We start from the raw sequence: 17,040 nt of genomic DNA on the forward strand, positions 1-17,040 counted from the left end.
TCAATGCAATCAAATATCAACATGCCGGGGGTCCGTGAAGTGCCGGACCTCATAGGCATCTATTCCCCCGTGATGGGGAGCGGTAAGTCTGAAGTCGCTAAGGTCCTGATCGAAGAACACGGCTACAAACTCGTGAAGTTCGCCGGATGCCTCAAAGATATGACACGAGTGTTCCTTGATCATCTTGGGTTTGAACCTGAAACGATAGAGCGGATGGTTGAAGGGGACTTGAAAGAGGAAGGCATCGGTAACCTTCGCGGATGGGTCACCACCCGTCGTCTGCTTCAGACCCTCGGAACGGAGTGGGGCCGGGAGCAAATCCATAGTCACCTTTGGGTGGACGTGGTGAAAGCCCGTATCGAGAACCTGCTATCCAAAGGACATAACGTTGTCGTGGACGATATGCGGTTCCTTAACGAAATCGAGCTGATCCGTTCGCTCGGTGGCCGCACCATCAAAGTGACCCGTCCCTCCGCCAGTAGCACGACAAACTCCCACCCGTCCGAAGGTGCTTTGGATGGACTTGAAGTTTTTGACTACTGGCTTCTCAACAAGGGGTCCCTTGAGGACCTGAAGCATATGACAAGGAGTGTCGTGAAGTGAACGAAGAAGGCTTCATGAAGAAAGGAATGCGCTGGCTGGCGAAGACCAAAGCGGGCCGTGTTGTAATCCTTGTGTCCCTAACGCTCACGCTCCCATTCATCGTAGCGTGGTGTCTTGGGGAACATTTGGTCGATAATGTCTGGCCCGAGCTTAAAGAGTTTCTGAAGGATTACCGCGAGTTCTACGCCAACGGTTACGACTGAGCTTAATTAGGTTGCCCCTAAGAGGAAACCCTAGATGAACTCCAAGTCTATCCCATCCTGCCCTGACATCCCTCAATCACTTATTCGGTATTTGAAACATATGTTTCCCGAAAAGTCCCCGTCTCCGGGGGAGACCCATAGTGAACTCATGGTCAGGGCAGGGAACGCTGAAGTCGTTCGTCATATTATGATGAAGTACGACCAGCAGAATGAAGTCCAGTACGAGGATTAACTATGTGCGTGGGTAGTAAACCCAAAATCCCCGAAACCAAGATGCCTGAAACGCCCAAAGCTCCACCTGAGCCTGAGAAGGTCGCTGAAGCTCCTGAAATGCCGGTGGACCGTGAGCGAGAAGGTAAAGATGTGAAGGCGAAGAAGAAGGGGACTTCGGCACTTCGTATTGATCTTGCAGTGAACCAGCCTTCCGGCAACGGCCTGACCGTACCGCAGGGCTAGACCATATGGCAGATCAGAGTGTCGGCACTGCCGAAGCTCGCTATAATCTGCTGAAGTCTGACCGCCAGCCTTACCTTGACAGGGCAATCAAATGTTCTGAGTTAACCTTGCCGATGTTGATCACAGATCAGCACCGACCGGCAGGAAGTAAAGTCAAAACACCTTATCAGTCAGTAGGCGCACGTGGGGTTAACAACCTCGCGGCTAAACTGCTGCTTGCCCTCCTTCCTCCGAACAGTCCGTTCTTCCGCCTGATAATTGACCGGGCAGTATTGAAAGCGGACGATCAGGAGGAACTCAAGACTGAGCTTGATCAGACTTTAGCCGACTACGAGAAGGCAGTCATGGAGGACATCGAAACAGCCGGTGTCCGCCCCCAAATCTTCGAAGGTCTCAAACACATGATCGTAGGCGGGAACATCCTGTTCTACGATGACGATGATGGCACCCGAGCTTACCCGCTCAATCGCTATGTTGTTAAGCGTGATCCGATGGGGTCTGTGCTTGAGATCATCACACACGAACAAGTCGCGCCCGATACTCTTGAACCCGGCTTCCTGTCCCGCTTGAAGGGGCAACCGGACTACAAGGAGAAATCAGGAAGCGACCGCGTTCTAAACATCTATACCCATGTGAAGCTCTACGGCGACCAATGGCAGGTCTATCAGGAGTGCATGGGCCAAATGATCCCCGGTACGTCCGGGACATATCCCAAGGATGCCTGCCCGTTTATTCCGCTCCGCTTCAATCACATTGATGGTGAAGATTATGGGCGCGGGTATGTCGAAGAAATCCTTGGCGACCTGAAGACCCTTGAAGGTCTGACCAAAGCTATCACGGAAGGCGCGGCTGCTGCTGCCAAAGTCCTGATCTTGGTTAAACCGAACGGCTCGACCAGACCGGATACGATCTCGAAAGCCCCTAACGGTGCAGTCCGTAGTGGTGATGCTAACGATGTGTCCACCTTACAGCTCGACAAGTTCGCAGATTTCCGAGTGGCCTATCAGGTCATTGAACGCATTGAGGAACGGCTTGCTTTTGCCTTCCTGTTGAACACGTCAATCCAGCGGAACGGCGAGCGTGTCACTGCTGAAGAAATCCGGTATATGGCCGGAGAACTCGAAGATGCCCTTGGCGGTGTCTATTCGATCCTCTCCCAAGAATTTCAGCTTCCCTTTGTCAACGTCAGGATTAACCGCCTACAACGTGAAGGCAAGCTTCCGGTCCTCCCTAAAGATATCGTCAAGCCGACAATCGTAACAGGCGTAGACGCTTTGGGTCGAGGCCACGACCGTAACAAACTCGTGTCGTATCTCACAACCCTAGCACAAGCAGTCGGTCCCCAGGCTATCCCGCAGTATCACCATGTCGAAGAAATCTCAAAGCGACTGGCGATGTCGGAAATGTTGGACCACCAAGGGCTAATCAAGACACGCGAAGAAATCCAGCAGGAACAGCAGGCACAGCAACAGCAGGCCATGCTGGCACAGTTTGGACCCGAAGCCATGAAGCTTATGGCGCAAACCCCTCAAGCAACACAAGGAGAGTAACCTTTGAGTGAAGAAGCGAAAGGCTCACCGGCAGAGAAAGACGCACCCGTGATTGGTCGTCAGGATGCCAAGAAACCCAAAGCCAGCAGCCCGAAGATTGCCCGCGAAGTCAATAAAGCAAAGCCGGTCAGCACTTCGGAAATGCGTGGTGGCACCGTCCGTGAGGACTACTAATGACCACTTTCATTGAACCCGAAATCACCGGCCCGGACGCACCGAAGCCTGATGAAGCCCCCGAGGTAATCACCGAAGGTCAGCAGGCGGATGACCAGAAGGAAGCTGAAGAAACTCCGAAGACCGAAGATGCTCCCAAGCAGACTGAGGATGAAACCCCGGACCCCTATGGGCCGGTAATCAGTTCTGCATTCGATCAGGCCGGTTTAAATGCGGCAGAAGTGACCGCCCATTTTGAAGAACATGGCGAAATCACCCCTGACCATTATTCGGCGCTGGAAGGTGCGGGTTTCTCTCGCGATCTTGTAGACATCCACCTCGCAGGTGTCAAAGCCCTTAAAGCCGAGGCCGAAAAAGCCGAAAAGGCGCAGGAAGAACAGGTAGTTGAACTCGCTAAGGCAGATATCACCGCAATCAAAGCGGTTGCTGGTGGCGACGATGGTTACTCCAAGATGGTCAAATGGGCGCAGCAGGCACTACCGGATGCTCAACTTACCAGCTTTAATGAAGCCGTATCCTCGGGTAACCGGGCGATGGCGGAATGGGCTGTTAAAGGTCTCCATGCTGAGTTCATCAAAGCTACCGGATCGCGTCCGCAGTTCGTCCGTGGTTCGGCTGGTGATGATGGCCCGGTCGGCTTCCGGTCGCGTCAGGAACTTGTCGCGGCTATGAGTGACCCTCGTTACGGCAAGGATCGTGAGTTCACTGCTGATGTTGAGGCCCGTGTAGGTCGCTCAAGCATTTTCGGTCGTCGCTAATGATCCCTGCCGGTGCCCTAATCACAGGGGTCGTTACCCTTATCTCGAAGTTCTTTGAGCGCAAACAGGTGGAAGCTGAAGGCCGTATTGATATTGCCAAAGCTGAAACCCAAGCCAAGGTTCGTCGTGTTCTGTCCGAACAGGAAGCCGACCAGAAGTGGGATGAAGCCCAAGCTGAAGGTTCAAAGGACTCATGGAAAGACGAGTTCTGGACAATCCTGCTTGCTATTCCGTTGGTCATGCTTTTCTGGCCGGACCCTGAGATCAACAAAATTGCGTCATCCGGCTTTGCCCGCATGGATGCTGCACCCGATTGGTATGTGGGGGCTGTCATGTTGGCTATTGGCGCAGCTTTCGGATACCGGAAGTTCATCAAACCGTTCATTGAAAAGAACAAGAAGTGAGCTTCCAGACATCTTCCGGCTCACCCTTCGGGGTGGGTCGGTAAGCCTTTGTAACCCTGACTGAAATTCGACCGCGCACCTCTTTAGGTGGCGATCAGGAGGCCCGCTGTTGGGTCCCTGAGCTTATTTCAATTACAGGGAATAAAATACATATGGCTGATCTTACCCTTTCGCGTCCTGGCGTTGTTAACGCTGCTGACCCGGCTGGTGCTTCTTACACCTACGAAGAACGCACTGCGCTGTTCAAGGACGTATTCGCTGGCGAGGTCCTGACCGCCTATGAGAAGGCTTGCGTATTCAAGGAACTTCAGCTTGAGCGTACCATCTCGAATGGTAAGTCTGCTTCCTTCCCGGCCACGTGGCGTCTGTCCGCTCGTTACCATACTCCGGGCACCCCGATCCTTGGTTCTAACAAGCTGGAGATCAAAGAACGCATCATCAAGATTGACGACCTACTGATCGCTGACGCGGCAATTGGTGATCTTGAAGACGCTATGTCGCACTATGACGTTCGCCAAATCCACTCGACCGAACTTGGCCGCGCTATGGCTCAGGCTTATGACAAACGTGTTGCTCAGGTCATCGTGAATGCTGCCCGTGCTTCGGGTAACACCGCGTCGTCTCCGGGCGGCTCGCGTCTGACCAATGCTTCTGCCAAGACGGACGGCGAAGTTCTGGCTTCCATGATCTTCAACGCCAATCAGGTTCTTGATGAAAAGGATGCCCCGGAAGATCGCTTCTGCGCCGTTAAACCGGCTCAGTTCTATCTGATGGTCGAAACCACCAAGCTTCTTAACCGTGATTGGGGCGGCGCTGGTTCCTTCTCGGACGCGGCCCTGCCGAAGGTTGCCGGAACGCGCATCGTGAAGACCAACAACCTGCCGACCACGAATATTGCTACTTCGGTTGCAGGTGAGAACAACGATTACACCGGGGACTTCACCACGACTGCCGGTGTCGTTGCGACCAAACAGGCTGCTGGTACTGTCAAGCTTCTGGACCTGAAGATGGATATGTCGGGCAATGACTTCAACGTCATGTACTCGGCTACCCTGATGAAGGCTTCTCAGGCTGTCGGTCACGGCATCCTTCGCCCGGAATGTGCGGTCGAGCTGGCCACCGCCTAATCTTCCGACATTCTTCTTTTGGGGGCAGTCCTTTGGGCTGTCCCCTTTTTTTCTTGAGGCCCACCATGAGTAGCTTTGTTACCCCGACGACCGAACTTGAGGCCGTCAACATCATGCTTCGGACCATCAAGGAAGCACCTGTCAACAGCCTTTTGAACGATCAGATTGTTGATGCGGTCATCGCTCGTGATCTTCTCAGGGAAGTCTCCCGAGAGGTCCAAACCGAAGGCTGGTACTTCAACACAGAAATCAACTATCCGATTGTACCCAACGCCCAAGGAGAGCTTCGGCTCCCTGAGAATGGCGTAAGGTTTAAACCGGATCGCTACAAGACTTATGACAGGTCATCCCTCGTGATCCGTGGTCGCCGTCTTTATGACCGCACCCGGCATAGCTTCAAGTTCACCGAAGCGGTCTATGGTGAACTTCTCATTCTCCTACCTTTTGATGAACTCCCCGAAACAGCCCGCCGATACGTGCTTATCAAAGCTGCCCGAGTGTTTGTGAACAACACGTTGGGAGAAGGCGATCTTGAAGGGTTTGCTTTACGTGATGAATACACGGCCCGGTCTATCCTGATGGATGGTGAAACCGAGGACGGTGATCACAGCATCATCTTTGACGAGGTAGGGACCTTTGACATTCTTCGGAGGTAATATTGGCGCTCGTAAGCGATAGTATTCCAAACCTCGTAAACGGTGTCAGTCAGCAGCCCCCCGCCCTCCGCATGGCCTCACAGGCCGAATACCAGAAGAACTCCATGTCCTCTTTGGTTGACGGGATGGGTAAACGCCCCCCGCTCAAGCATGTATCCAAGGTGCATGATGGTTCATTAGGTGCTGCCTACACCCACACAATCAACCGTGATGTAGCCGAACGCTACAAGGTGATCATTCAAAATGAGAGCCTGAAGGTGTTCACCTTGGGAGGCGAGGAGCGCACCGTAGCTTTCCCGGAAGGGAAGGCATATCTGGCCTCAAGTAATCCCCAAGCTGACTTCAGGACTGTTACGGTTGCCGACTACACGTTCATCGTGAACCGCTCCAAGATCACGGGGATGGACAGCACGTCTATCCCTGAGAAACCTGTTGAAGCAATCATCTTTGTCAAGCAGGCAAACTATTCGACCGACTACAAGATCAAAGTCAATGGCACCGAACAGGCATCCTTTACAACAGGCTCCAGTGGCGACCTTAAAACCACGACGATTGCCGAAGACCTCAAAAGCGACCTAACGACCAATCTTGGGGAAGGCTGGTCTATCGTCCGTGAGGGCGCTGTTCTCCACATCAAGAAAAACGATGGGTCGGACTTCGAGATTAAAGCTGAAGATAGCCGGTCGGGTACGCAGCTTGTTGCGACGAAAGATGTTGCGCAGAAGTTTTCTGATCTTCCTACCGTTGCCCCTCGTGGTTTCACGGTTGAGATCGCAGGAGACGAAAGCTCAAAGTTTGACAACTATTACGTTGAGTTCAAACCAAACAACGACACTGCGGATTTTGATAGTGGCGTCTGGAAGGAGTGCGTTGGTCCGGGTATTCAAACCAAGATTGACCCCGCAAATATGCCTCATGCTCTTGTCCGTCTTGCGGATGGAACTTTCGAGTTCAAGCCCCTTGATTGGGCCGAGCGTAAGACGGGCGATGAAGATAGTAACCCTGATCCCTCGTTCATAAATCGCAAGATCAACGACATTTTCTTCTACAAGAACCGCTTAGGTCTCCTTGCAGACGAGAACGTGATCTTCAGCGAGGCTAGCGAGTTCTTCAACTTCTTCCGAACCACCGTCACCACGATTGTTGACAGCGATGTAGTGGACGTAGCCGCAAGTCACGTCAAGGTCTCCATCCTTCAACATGCTGTCCCGTTCAATGAACGCTTGCTGCTGTTCTCAGATCAGACACAGTTCACGCTTCCTGAAGGCCCGATCCTTGCTTCTGAGCCGCCTGATATTGAAGTGCTCACAGAGTTCGAGAGTTCGCTTCTGGCGAAGCCGGTAGGATCAGGTAAGACAGTGTTCTTCGCTACCTCACGCGGGGAATATGCGGGCCTGCGTGAATACTACGTCATGCCTGAAACCGAGATTAGCGATGCGGCTGACATTACGGCGCACGTCCCTGCCTACATCAAGGGTCGCATAACGAAGCTGGCTGTGTCCTCTAACGAAGACATCCTGTTCTGCCTGACCGACACCGAGCCTAACAAGGTGTTCGTCTACAAGTTCTTCTGGCAGGGCAATGAGAAGGTTCAGTCGTCTTGGTCGTTCTTCGAGTTTGAGCCTGAAGCTACCGTATTGAACGTGGACTTCATTGATAGTGAAGCATTCTTCGTCACTCAATATGCGGACGGTGTTTACCTTGACAAGATGCCAGTCCAGCCTAGCCCGGTCGATCCTAACGCGCCCTTCATGTATCTTCTGGACCGCAAGGTGTCGAACCTTGAGTGCCCTTCAGTTACCTACGATCCAATCACCAATTCGACCTCCTACGAACTTCCTTATGCTGTGCTTGGGGATATTCAGGTGGTCTCCCGGCACTATGATCCTTTAACCGAAAGCAGCCCAATCGCTTCGGGGGTTGTTCTCACGAAGGAAGAACAGTCCGGGAACATCGTTCGGGTGAGGGGAAATCACGCTACCACTCCAGTTTATATCGGATTGAGGTATGAACAGCGTTACCGCTTCTCCACGATCTATGTGAAGGCGGATGCATCGGGTGGTGGTAAGGCCGTGATCGGCACGGGACGTTTGCAGATACAGACGTTCACCGTCGTATTCTCGAAGTCCGGCTTCTTTTGGGCTGAAGTTACAGCTCAAGGTCGCGACATGAAGACCTACAAGTTCACGGGTAAGGTGATCGGTTCCAACAGCGCCGAGATTGGCAAAGTGTCACTCTCCGAAGGTTCCCATACTTTCCCGGTACTCTCGAAGAATGACCGAGTGACCATTGAACTTGTCAACGACACATATCTGCCAAGTAATTTCTTATCTGCCGAGTGGGAAGGGACCTTCTCTATGCGAAGCTACCGTTTGGGGAGCCGCCGATGACGCAGTATTGGAGACCTGCAACGCTTGAAGATGTCGATTGGGTAGCCCCGCGCCTGCGTAAAGCTGACGTGGAGGAGATCAAGGCGTCTTGCGGAACATCTGCTTACGAAGGGCTTTACGCTTCCTTCGCTGCAAGCAATCCTGCCCTGGCACTTGTGGACGGCGATGGTCCGCCTTTGGGTATCTTTGGTCTCGTACCGGATGCGGACGGTAATGCTTGCGTCTGGATGCTCGGGACCAGCGATATTGAGAAGTACCCGATGACGTTCTTGCGAAACTCCTTGGAGTGGGTCAGGCAGTCAAACCGTCAATATCCAATCCTTTACAACCAAGTGGATGCTCGCAATGGAGTTCACATAAAGTGGCTCCGCTGGATGGGCTTCACGTTATTCCGCGAAGTGATCTATGGACCGGAAAACAGGTTGTTCTACGAATTTTTCAGGATCGAACCATGTGTCCAGTAACAGGAGCCGCAGCAGGAACAGCAGCCGCAACAGCTTCAACAACCGCTGCCACCACTGCGGCAACAACAGCAGCCACTACCGCGAGTATGACTGCTGCACAGATGTTTGCGGCTAGCTTGGCAACAACAGCCCTATCTACCGCAGCATCGCTCGCTTCCTCCATGTATCAATCAAAGCAGCAGGCAAGCTATCAACAAAAGATGGCGGCTCGTAATAATGCTTTCCGCGAGGCGAACGCCAAGGCGGTAAATGAAGACTACATCGAGCAAGCTGCAACCAAGAACATTCAGCTCGGACAGGCGCAAGAGGCGTCCAGTCAGGAGCTTCAAGCTATCCAGCGCGAACGTCGGCGGGCGGAAGGTACTGCCGTTGCCAGCTCTAACGGGGCAGGGGTGTCCTTTGACATGCTTATGCGCGACTTCAACGCCGAGGAAGCCCGTTACCGCGATAGCGTCCGCCAGCAGCTTGATTGGGACTTTGATCAAGGCCAGCGGGAAATCGCCGGTATGAGGTCTCAGGCGGAAAGTGCAATCAACAGCGTTCAGCCCTACACCCCGCAGCCGATCAACACCCCGAGCCTCTTGGGGGCAGGCGCTCAGTTTGCCGGGGGTGCTCTTAGTGCCTTCGGGACGTATGCGCGATATGACCCTGACAAAGGGAATTATTCTTTCTAACAAGGACAACGAATGGCTGAAGTTAAATTCCGGCCCGGTATGCGGCGACTATCGCCCACTGCGTCTCCGGTCAGTACCTATGTCCGACCAGAAATGGGGGCGGCTCCGGTCGCTCCCTCTCAAACCAATGCCCTCTCGGAGCTGGCTTCAGGTCTCCAAGAGTTCAACCCAAAGCTCCAGCAGTTCTTTGCGCAGAAAAATGCAGATCAGCAGAAGCGCGATTATGAAACCTATGCGCTGAAGTTTGACACACTGCGCAAAACTTGGGCGCAAGCAGTGGAAGATGGGGATGTCCCGGTCGGAGCATCTCCCTTTGCCCGCAAGGGTTATCAGGAAAAGGCAGGCCAGTGGTCAGCTCAAAGTGACTACCATCTGAAACTCATGGAAGGCTGGAAGTCCTCCGGTCTAGCTACCACGAAATACGGTAGCGAAGTTGAAGCTGCCAACGCTTTCCGTGAATACATGGCCGAGAGCCGCAAGGGTTTCATCCGGGAGAACTTGGGTGAAGGGCAGATGGACGTTGACTGGCTCCGAGGTTTCGAAGGTTCGGCCAATGCGGTTGAACAGCAGCTTATCCAGCAGCACGTAACTGCCCGCGCCAAGTTCAATGAGGACAATCTGGAGGCTACCAGTCGGCAGGAAATCGGTAACATCTTCTACGGTGAAACCGATGACATCGCCGGGAAGATCGCAGAGTTACGTGACGGCGACCCTGTGAAAGCTACGGAGGGTCTCCGGGCACTCGGGATCACAGACCAGAAGTTCGGCTCTTGGGTTATGAGTGAAGCTAAGACGGCGGCTGAAAGTCTGGCCTATGCCGGTCACTTCCAGCAGGCCCGAGAGCTTGTAGTGCGACTTGATGAAATTCAGGACAGCACCGGAAGACCACTTGGAGAAACACCGGAAGGGCGCAAGGCGAAGGTCGATATGGAGGAGATGCTTACCCGCATCCAGTCCAACGCAGAGAGCCTTGAGTATTCCCGGATGACACGTGGGTGGGCCATAGCTGACCGGAAGCTTCAGCGCCTAATGCTGGAGAACAACGCGGCCAACATCCCATATATCCAGAAGCAGCGCGAACGTGCTGAGAAGGATCAGCAGGACGCAGACGCAAGAGACCTGAAGTTCGCTGAAAGCCTCTCAGCGGTGCTTCTGGAGCCGGGAAAGGACCATGAGCCGCTTCTGGCAGAACTTGCGAACGACCCGAACTATGCGCCGCTGGTCTCCCCATTGCGGTCTGCGTGGTCTCAGCGGTTGAATGCACAGGCCGACGTGAACATGACCCCGGAACTTGTAGCCGCTGCCGGTCAGCTTGAAGTGGACATCATCCGTGGTGATGCGACGGTTCAAGATGTTCTGGATAGCATCAAGGATCGCAGGATCGACGCTCCAACTATGGGTCGCCTTATCTCGACTTGGAGTTCCTCACAGCGTTACCAAGCGCAGCTCGAAGACAGCGGGGCGCGTGTGAAGGAGACTGCCGATGAAGGAGAGGTTTTCATAAGCCGTATCCTCTCAAAGGCCGATGCGATGGGGCAGGAAACCAACGGTACGCTCGTGATCCAAGCAATCATGCACTATCAGGACGAAATCCAAAGCTTCCTGATGGAAAATCCCCAAGCATCTCCTGCGGCTGTGCGTCGTAAACGTAACGAAATCATCAAAGAACTCACCGACGATCCTATCTATCAGGCGGATATGAACATGGGTGGGCGACCCTCAATCACCATCCCCGGTCAGCAGCCTGCAACAGGTGAACCTGATTGGGCGCAATAGGTAATGAATGGAAACACAAGCACCTACCCAAGAGGATATTCAGTATCTTCAGAATAACCCCGCGCTTGCCCCCAAGTTTGATGCCCGTTTTGGGGTAGGCGCTTCCTCCAATTTCCTCCAGTCAGCAGAAAGTACGGCTCAAGCCCCGCAAGAAGAACAACCTGAAGCCGGGCTTCTTGACACTTTAGGAGACATGGCGGCTGCTGTTCCTGACGGGGCGCTTACGGCTGTTCAAGAAACGGCCGATTTTATGGACGAAGTTATACCGCTCGGCTCAATTGGGGTGGGCGAGGAAGGAGTGGAGTTCACACCTCCACCTTCCGGCTCTTGGACACGTGATGTCATGGATACCGTGGGTATCACCGCACCTGAAGAACAGGGTGCTATGGCAGAAGAAAGCGCCGTCCGCCTTGATGAAGTTATTGACGACCCTGATACGGTCGCTGGTGGCATCACCAAGTCCGTCTCGCAGTTCGTCACAGGGTTTGCTGGTGGGGGTCGCGCTTTGAAAGCTGCCGGATGGGCTGCGGGTAAAGGTCCAGCGATGCTCCGAGCTATGTCTCAAGGTGGTATTGCTGACTTCTTCGCGTTTGATGAACATGAAGGGAATGTCTTCAACCTCGTTAACGACATCCTCCCTGAGAAGTCTGATCTGGTCGAAGAATGGTTCGCAACTTCGGATGAAGATGGTGTTATTGAAGGGCGCTTGAAGAACCTCTTTTCGGGGGCTTTGGTTGGCGCTGGTCTTGATATTGCCACCGGGGCAGGGAAAGCCGCATGGAACAGCTTGAAACGCTCTAAAGAAGCTGCTGCGCTTCGGTCGGCAGGTAAGCCGCAGGAAGCCGCTGAAGTATTGGCAACAGCAGCGGAAGAAGCTGATACGATCCTCAAGGGATCAGAAGAAACTCCTGTCAATATCCCAAAGGAAGGTAAGCCTGAAGCTGACCGGGTGAAAATGAAGGTTCTCAATAATTGGGAGCCTGAAATAAAACTGACTGAACCGGAAGCTGCTGCGGCTACCGCCTTGGGCGTAGATGCTTCACAGCTTAAGATGGTTACCAAACGTCTAGGTGAAGATAATATCCCGGCAATCATCCGTGAACTTGATGTTGATCTGAAAGATTGGGATGCGGATCGTGCCTACGGCGCAATCAAAGCCGTGGAAGACATGGTGAAGCAGTACCGTCCGGCATCTATCTCAGACACGATGACCGCTGCCAAGGTTAAGAAGATTGCTGAGAGCTACCTTCAAGAACCTGAAGCCCTCCTAAGTCGTCTTGAAGCGGACGCGAAGAACATGCACGAGGTTTCAGCCCGGATCGAAGCGACCGACGCTGTTGTGTCTGTGATGCTTCGCAAAGCGGCAGAGACCTCCGACGATGTGGAGTTTGACCGTCTCTACGATCTAATCGAGCAAACGATGTTTGACCGGGGGCTTGTCGCGACACATCTAGGGCGTGGCCTTCAGTCGCTCCAGAACCCGCGAACGCTTCTCCCCGACTTGGAGAACTCCGTAGACGCAGCCAAGAAAGCGGTCTCAACTCGCCGCAAGTATGGTGGAGACCGTCAACAGTTCCAACGTCGCTTGAAGCAGTGGAAGGACAGTCCGAACGTTGCCAAGCGTCTCGTAGCCCATGCTGCGACACATAAGACGTGGGATGTGGTCAACGAATATTGGCGCAACTCGGTCCTATCCGGTATCCCAACTCATGTCCTGGGGATGGCTTCAGGTGGCACCGAAATTCTGATCAAGCCACTTGAAAATGCAGCCAAGGTTGCGCTTGTTAATCGTTCCGGTGCTGATGGGGTACGCGCTTTGCGTGGTTCCTATGCCGGAATGTTCCAAGCCTCACGAGAGACCTTTGGTTATCTTGGGTCGGTCCTTCACGGCACTTTGGGTAAGCCGGGTGTTTGGGATGATGTCGCGATCAATAACCCGATGGGTAACGCGGTAAAGACGTTCAAAAGCGAACAACCCGTTCTTGACCCGATGGCTACATTCATGGACAGCACCGGCAACGAAGTCGATAGCACTGCGATCCGGGGAACTCTTGGGCGGGTTGTTCGTATTCCTCAGCGGGCTTTATCTGCTGCCGACGAGATCATGAAGGGCATCGCCTACCGATCCCAAGTCACCTCAGATGCTACGACTATGGCTTGGAAGCTGGTGGATGAAGGTGTCCTGACCAAAGACCAGATCGGCGCATTCGTTGCTAAGAAGGTCAAGGCCAGTGTTGATCCTCAGACAGGCGCATTCACCGACCCCAAAGCGATGCAGTATGCGCGTGAAGTTACCTTCCAGCAGGACCTCCCGGCAAACAGTTTCGGTAAAAGCATCCAGAAACTCGCCTCCGATGTCCCGGCACTTCGCACAATCGCCCTACCGTTCGTCAAAACCCCAATGAACCTTCTGTCCCATAACTTCGAGCGAATGCCTGCTATCGGTCTTCTGGCACGTCGTAACCGGGATGCACTGATGAAGGGGACACCAGAAGAACGCGCTGAAGTCCTCGTTAAGCAGGCTATGGGAAGCGCAACGTTGGGCGTCGGTATGCTCATGTCCGAGAACGGTTTGCTTGTTGGCAACCTCGGGACAGGCCGGGAGCGCACACAGGCTGAGATGGGTGGCAAGCTGTCCTACTCAATCAAGGTTGGTGACAGTTACGTCCAGTTTAGCCGGATGGACCCCCGGTTTATCACTTGGGGCCTACTTGCTGACTTCCACCAGATGCGCGGAGAAATGTCAGAGACGGAGATTGGTGAGTTCGTCGGCGCTTTTGGCGCTGTGACGAGTGAGCTATTCATGAACCGTGCTGTCTTTATGTCGGCCTCTAATTTCGTGGAAGCCTTTTCATCTGGTGATCCTGAGAAGACAAAGCAGTGGGCGGCTCGCTACATGGGAAGCTACGTGCCAACGGCCATTAGTAACCTGACGATGGACCGTGAAATCAAGGAAATCCGTGACCTCATGGACGGTGTTCTTGCCCGTGTTCCCGGCGCTTCCGGCATGGTCGAGCCTCGCCGTAATATCCTCGGTGAAGTGGTCGAACGTCCGGCTGGCTGGCCTGCAAGCTGGATGTCACCTATCTCCGTTTCAAAGCAGCTTGACGAACCTGTCCGTGAAATGCTGGCAGGCATGGAGCATGTCTTCACGCCACCCAAGCGCACTGAAGGTACGCTGGACTTTACCAAGCTCAAGTCACCTTCTGGTCAGTCCTTCTATGACCGCTGGCAGGAACTCACAGGCGAGGTGAAGGATAGCTCAGGGAAACGCTTGGCGGACCACCTGAACGCCTTTGCTGAAGACCCGCAGTTCCAGCAGCTTCTCAAAGTTGCCAACGAGACTGACCGGGAGCGCGGGTATGTGTCTAAAGCCAGCGAACTCATTCAGCGCGTTGTGCAAGGTTATCGGCAGAAAGCCTTCAACACTGCGATGAATGAAGCTGATTTCTCGAATGTCAAAGACGCCTACATCGCAGAACGCATGAAGATGAAGGCCGCGCCCACGATGGGCTTCAAGTCGGCTCAGGATTACCTCCAGAACCGCTAACCGACTTAAACACTGAATACTCCGGGACCGCTCGTGGCTAACGCTATGGGCGGTCTCTTTTTATGGAGACGCAATGTCCAAATACAGCGAAGAATTGGGATATGGTAACGGTTCAACGACCGTTTTCACAATCCCGTTCAAGTACCTCGCCAAAGATCACGTCAAAGTTTACGTGGATGGTGAGGAAGTGAGCTTTGAGTGGCTCACAGATTTCTCTATCTCCATCACCCCGGCACCGGCAGCGGGCGTTCCTGTCCTCCGGCGACGTGTAACCCCGATTGACAAGGCTGAAGTAGATTTTCGTGACGGCTCAAACCTTGAGGAGCGTGACCTTGACGTCCAGTCAGACCAGCTTCTTTTCGTCACGCAAGAAACGACTGATGCTTTGAACTCTCGACTGGCCGAAGATACCACTGGAGAATATGACGCTTTAGATAAGCGTATCCAGAATGTTGCCGATCCGGTTGAACCTGCGGATGCAGTAAACAAACAATATGCTGACCAGACGCTTGACGCTGTTGAAGCCGACCGTATTGCTGCTGAAGTAGCCCGCATTGGCGCTGAGACTGCACAGGTAGCCGCTGAGACGGCTCAGGGTGCATCTGAGACAGCTCAAGGACAGGCCGAAGCCAACGCCCTCGCATCCGCAGCCAGCGCACAGGAGGCCCAAGATTGGGTCGAAATGATTGGCAAGTATGATGTTATCCGCATCACTTCCAACTACAACCTGACAGCGGCAAACCTCGGCAACATGATTGCGGTCGATGCTTCGGCAGGCCCGGTTGACGTCAATGTGCCGAGCATTACCATTCTTGGCGAACCCTTCCATTGGCGCACCAAGAAAATTGACACGACCAACAATCAGGTTCGGGTTGTCTCACCGGATACCATTGATGGCTTCCCCGACCCTTACGTGATCACCGCGACAAACGCAGGGGCCACCTTCCAGACTGACAAAGACGTGGAAAACAATATCGTCACGTCTGCCTTTGGCGCATCGGCTAATGTCGTGTCCCGCCCGTTCTTCTTCACGGCAACCGAAGGCCAGACCACGTTCACCGGCCCGGACGACTATGGGAATACCTTGGCGTACACCCCCGGTAAACTCAATCAGGTGGTGGTTGACGGCGACGTTATTGATACCCGTGGCATGACCGCTGCGGATGGTATCAGCCTCGTGTTCCATGAGCCGCTTGTAGCTGGACAGCAAGTCTTCTGTGAGCCGTTCGCCTCGTTCGCCGTGGCGTCTACCTATTCCAGTGGTGAGATTGACAGTCTCCTTACCCGTGTTGCGAACGGTTACATCGGGGAAGTTATCCCGATGGCGGGTAACACGCTCCCGAATGGCCTGTTGTGGTGTGATGGGTCGGAAGTGAGCCGGACGACGTACCCGGACCTTTTCGCCTATCTTGGCACGATTTGGGGTGCTGGTGATGGTTCCACCACGTTCAACCTGCCGGACCTCCGCGAGTGGTTCTTACGCGGGGCCAGTGATGCTTATCCGGTTGGCTCCGAGCAACTTGATCAGATGCAACAGATCACCGGTTCTATTGGAACGCTAATGTTGCCGAATGGCACGTCGCAGGTAGGTGTAGGCGCGTTTACCTTTTCCAGCCTTGGTGTCGTTGCTGACGGTTCATCCAACAGCCGCGTGAAATACCAAGCGGATTTCGATAGCTCCAATTCACCCGGTGCCCGTACAGGTGACGAAACCCGCCCAAGGAACAAGGCGGTTCGGTTCGCTATCAAAGCGTTTCACCCGGTACGCATTCTGACTTCCGGTGCCGAAGGTGTTTCCAAATCTGGTGACCTTATGGAAGGCCCATTGCGGCTTGCGGGTGACGCCGTGCTGGAAGATGAAGCGGTCACGAAGCGTCAGCTCGACGCAGTAGACGCGAAAACCGATTTCACGATCATTTATCCGAATGGTGGGAGTGAAGTTTCACCGGCAAATGTAGTTTCACCAAACCGTTACGTAGAGGCTAACCCGTTTGCGGATAGCCGTGTTAACTGTCGCGTGGAGGTATTTGTGGGTGGCGTTTGGGCTGATCCGGGGTGGGCCTACATTACAGGTAACGGCGGCTATGGGGTGGTGGCAGGTCAAGTCGAAGATCAGATCATAGTGCAGACAGGTAGCTCGGCTTGCGTGGGCACAAGCCCTACGTGCGGAGGTCTTCACGGATATGGTGGGGCTGGCTTGACATCAGTGCCTTGTCGTGTGCTCGTGCATAAAACGAAAGGGACAGTACCGTGAC

The 17,040-nt window shown here is 53.8% G+C and carries 14 protein-coding genes and 1 pseudogene; all 15 read left to right on the plus strand.

Annotated elements, in window-relative coordinates; translation table 11 throughout:
- The first annotated feature begins 3 nt into the window (after nt 1–3).
- A complete protein-coding gene (locus ABIE64_RS12985) occupies nt 4–603 on the plus strand; it encodes a deoxynucleotide monophosphate kinase family protein (protein WP_354377644.1) in 600 nt (199 codons plus the stop codon).
- Nucleotides 600–806 carry a hypothetical protein gene (locus tag ABIE64_RS12990; RefSeq protein WP_354377645.1) on the plus strand — a complete coding sequence of 69 codons (207 nt, stop codon included), beginning with the start codon at nt 600–602 and terminating at the stop codon, nt 804–806. The genes ABIE64_RS12985 and ABIE64_RS12990 overlap by 4 nt, the downstream gene beginning before the upstream one ends.
- A gap of 240 nt (nt 807–1,046) precedes the next feature.
- Entirely contained in the window at nt 1,047–1,262 is a 216-nt protein-coding gene (locus ABIE64_RS12995) for a hypothetical protein (RefSeq protein ID WP_354377646.1), read from the plus strand.
- A gap of 5 nt (nt 1,263–1,267) precedes the next feature.
- The gene (locus ABIE64_RS13000; RefSeq protein ID WP_354377647.1) at nt 1,268–2,812 is read left to right on the plus strand and encodes a portal protein; all 1,545 of its coding nucleotides are present in this window, start codon (nt 1,268–1,270) and stop codon (nt 2,810–2,812) included.
- A 3-nt stretch (nt 2,813–2,815) separates the two neighbouring features.
- Nucleotides 2,816–2,986, plus strand: a complete 171-nt coding sequence (locus ABIE64_RS13005) for a hypothetical protein (protein ID WP_354377648.1) — start codon at nt 2,816–2,818, stop codon at nt 2,984–2,986.
- Entirely contained in the window at nt 2,986–3,744 is a 759-nt protein-coding gene (locus ABIE64_RS13010; RefSeq protein ID WP_354377649.1) for a capsid assembly protein, read from the plus strand. The genes ABIE64_RS13005 and ABIE64_RS13010 overlap by 1 nt, the downstream gene beginning before the upstream one ends.
- On the plus strand, nt 3,744–4,148 hold the full coding sequence (locus ABIE64_RS13015) for a hypothetical protein (protein ID WP_354377650.1): 405 nt from the start codon (nt 3,744–3,746) through the stop codon (nt 4,146–4,148). The genes ABIE64_RS13010 and ABIE64_RS13015 overlap by 1 nt, the downstream gene beginning before the upstream one ends.
- Before the next feature lie 152 nt (nt 4,149–4,300).
- The gene (locus ABIE64_RS13020) at nt 4,301–5,275 is read left to right on the plus strand and encodes a major capsid protein (RefSeq protein WP_354377651.1); all 975 of its coding nucleotides are present in this window, start codon (nt 4,301–4,303) and stop codon (nt 5,273–5,275) included.
- A 65-nt stretch (nt 5,276–5,340) separates the two neighbouring features.
- Entirely contained in the window at nt 5,341–5,931 is a 591-nt protein-coding gene (locus ABIE64_RS13025; protein WP_354377652.1) for a phage tail tubular protein A, read from the plus strand.
- Nucleotides 5,932–5,933: 2 nt separating this feature from the next.
- Nucleotides 5,934–8,321, plus strand: coding sequence for a phage nozzle protein (locus tag ABIE64_RS13030; protein ID WP_354377653.1), 2,388 nt, complete (start codon nt 5,934–5,936; stop codon nt 8,319–8,321).
- Nucleotides 8,318–8,785, plus strand: a complete 468-nt coding sequence (locus tag ABIE64_RS13035; RefSeq protein ID WP_354377654.1) for a hypothetical protein — start codon at nt 8,318–8,320, stop codon at nt 8,783–8,785. Before ABIE64_RS13030 ends, ABIE64_RS13035 begins: the two co-directional genes overlap by 4 nt.
- Before the next feature lie 86 nt (nt 8,786–8,871).
- Nucleotides 8,872–9,459: a virion core protein, T7 gp14 family gene (locus ABIE64_RS13040; RefSeq protein WP_354377655.1), complete on the plus strand. Its 588-nt coding sequence runs from the start codon at nt 8,872–8,874 to the stop codon at nt 9,457–9,459.
- A 12-nt stretch (nt 9,460–9,471) separates the two neighbouring features.
- The gene (locus ABIE64_RS13045; RefSeq protein ID WP_354377656.1) at nt 9,472–11,235 is read left to right on the plus strand and encodes a hypothetical protein; all 1,764 of its coding nucleotides are present in this window, start codon (nt 9,472–9,474) and stop codon (nt 11,233–11,235) included.
- A 7-nt stretch (nt 11,236–11,242) separates the two neighbouring features.
- Nucleotides 11,243–14,785, plus strand: a complete 3,543-nt coding sequence (locus ABIE64_RS13050) for a hypothetical protein (RefSeq protein ID WP_354377657.1) — start codon at nt 11,243–11,245, stop codon at nt 14,783–14,785.
- A gap of 73 nt (nt 14,786–14,858) precedes the next feature.
- A pseudogene (locus ABIE64_RS22670) lies at nt 14,859–16,250 on the plus strand (phage tail fiber domain-containing protein); the annotation flags it as partial.
- Nucleotides 16,251–17,040 lie beyond the last annotated feature (790 nt).

Source organism: Thalassospira sp. MBR-102 (assembly GCF_040549275.1).
Classification (GTDB): Bacteria; Pseudomonadota; Alphaproteobacteria; order Rhodospirillales; family Thalassospiraceae; genus Thalassospira; species Thalassospira xiamenensis.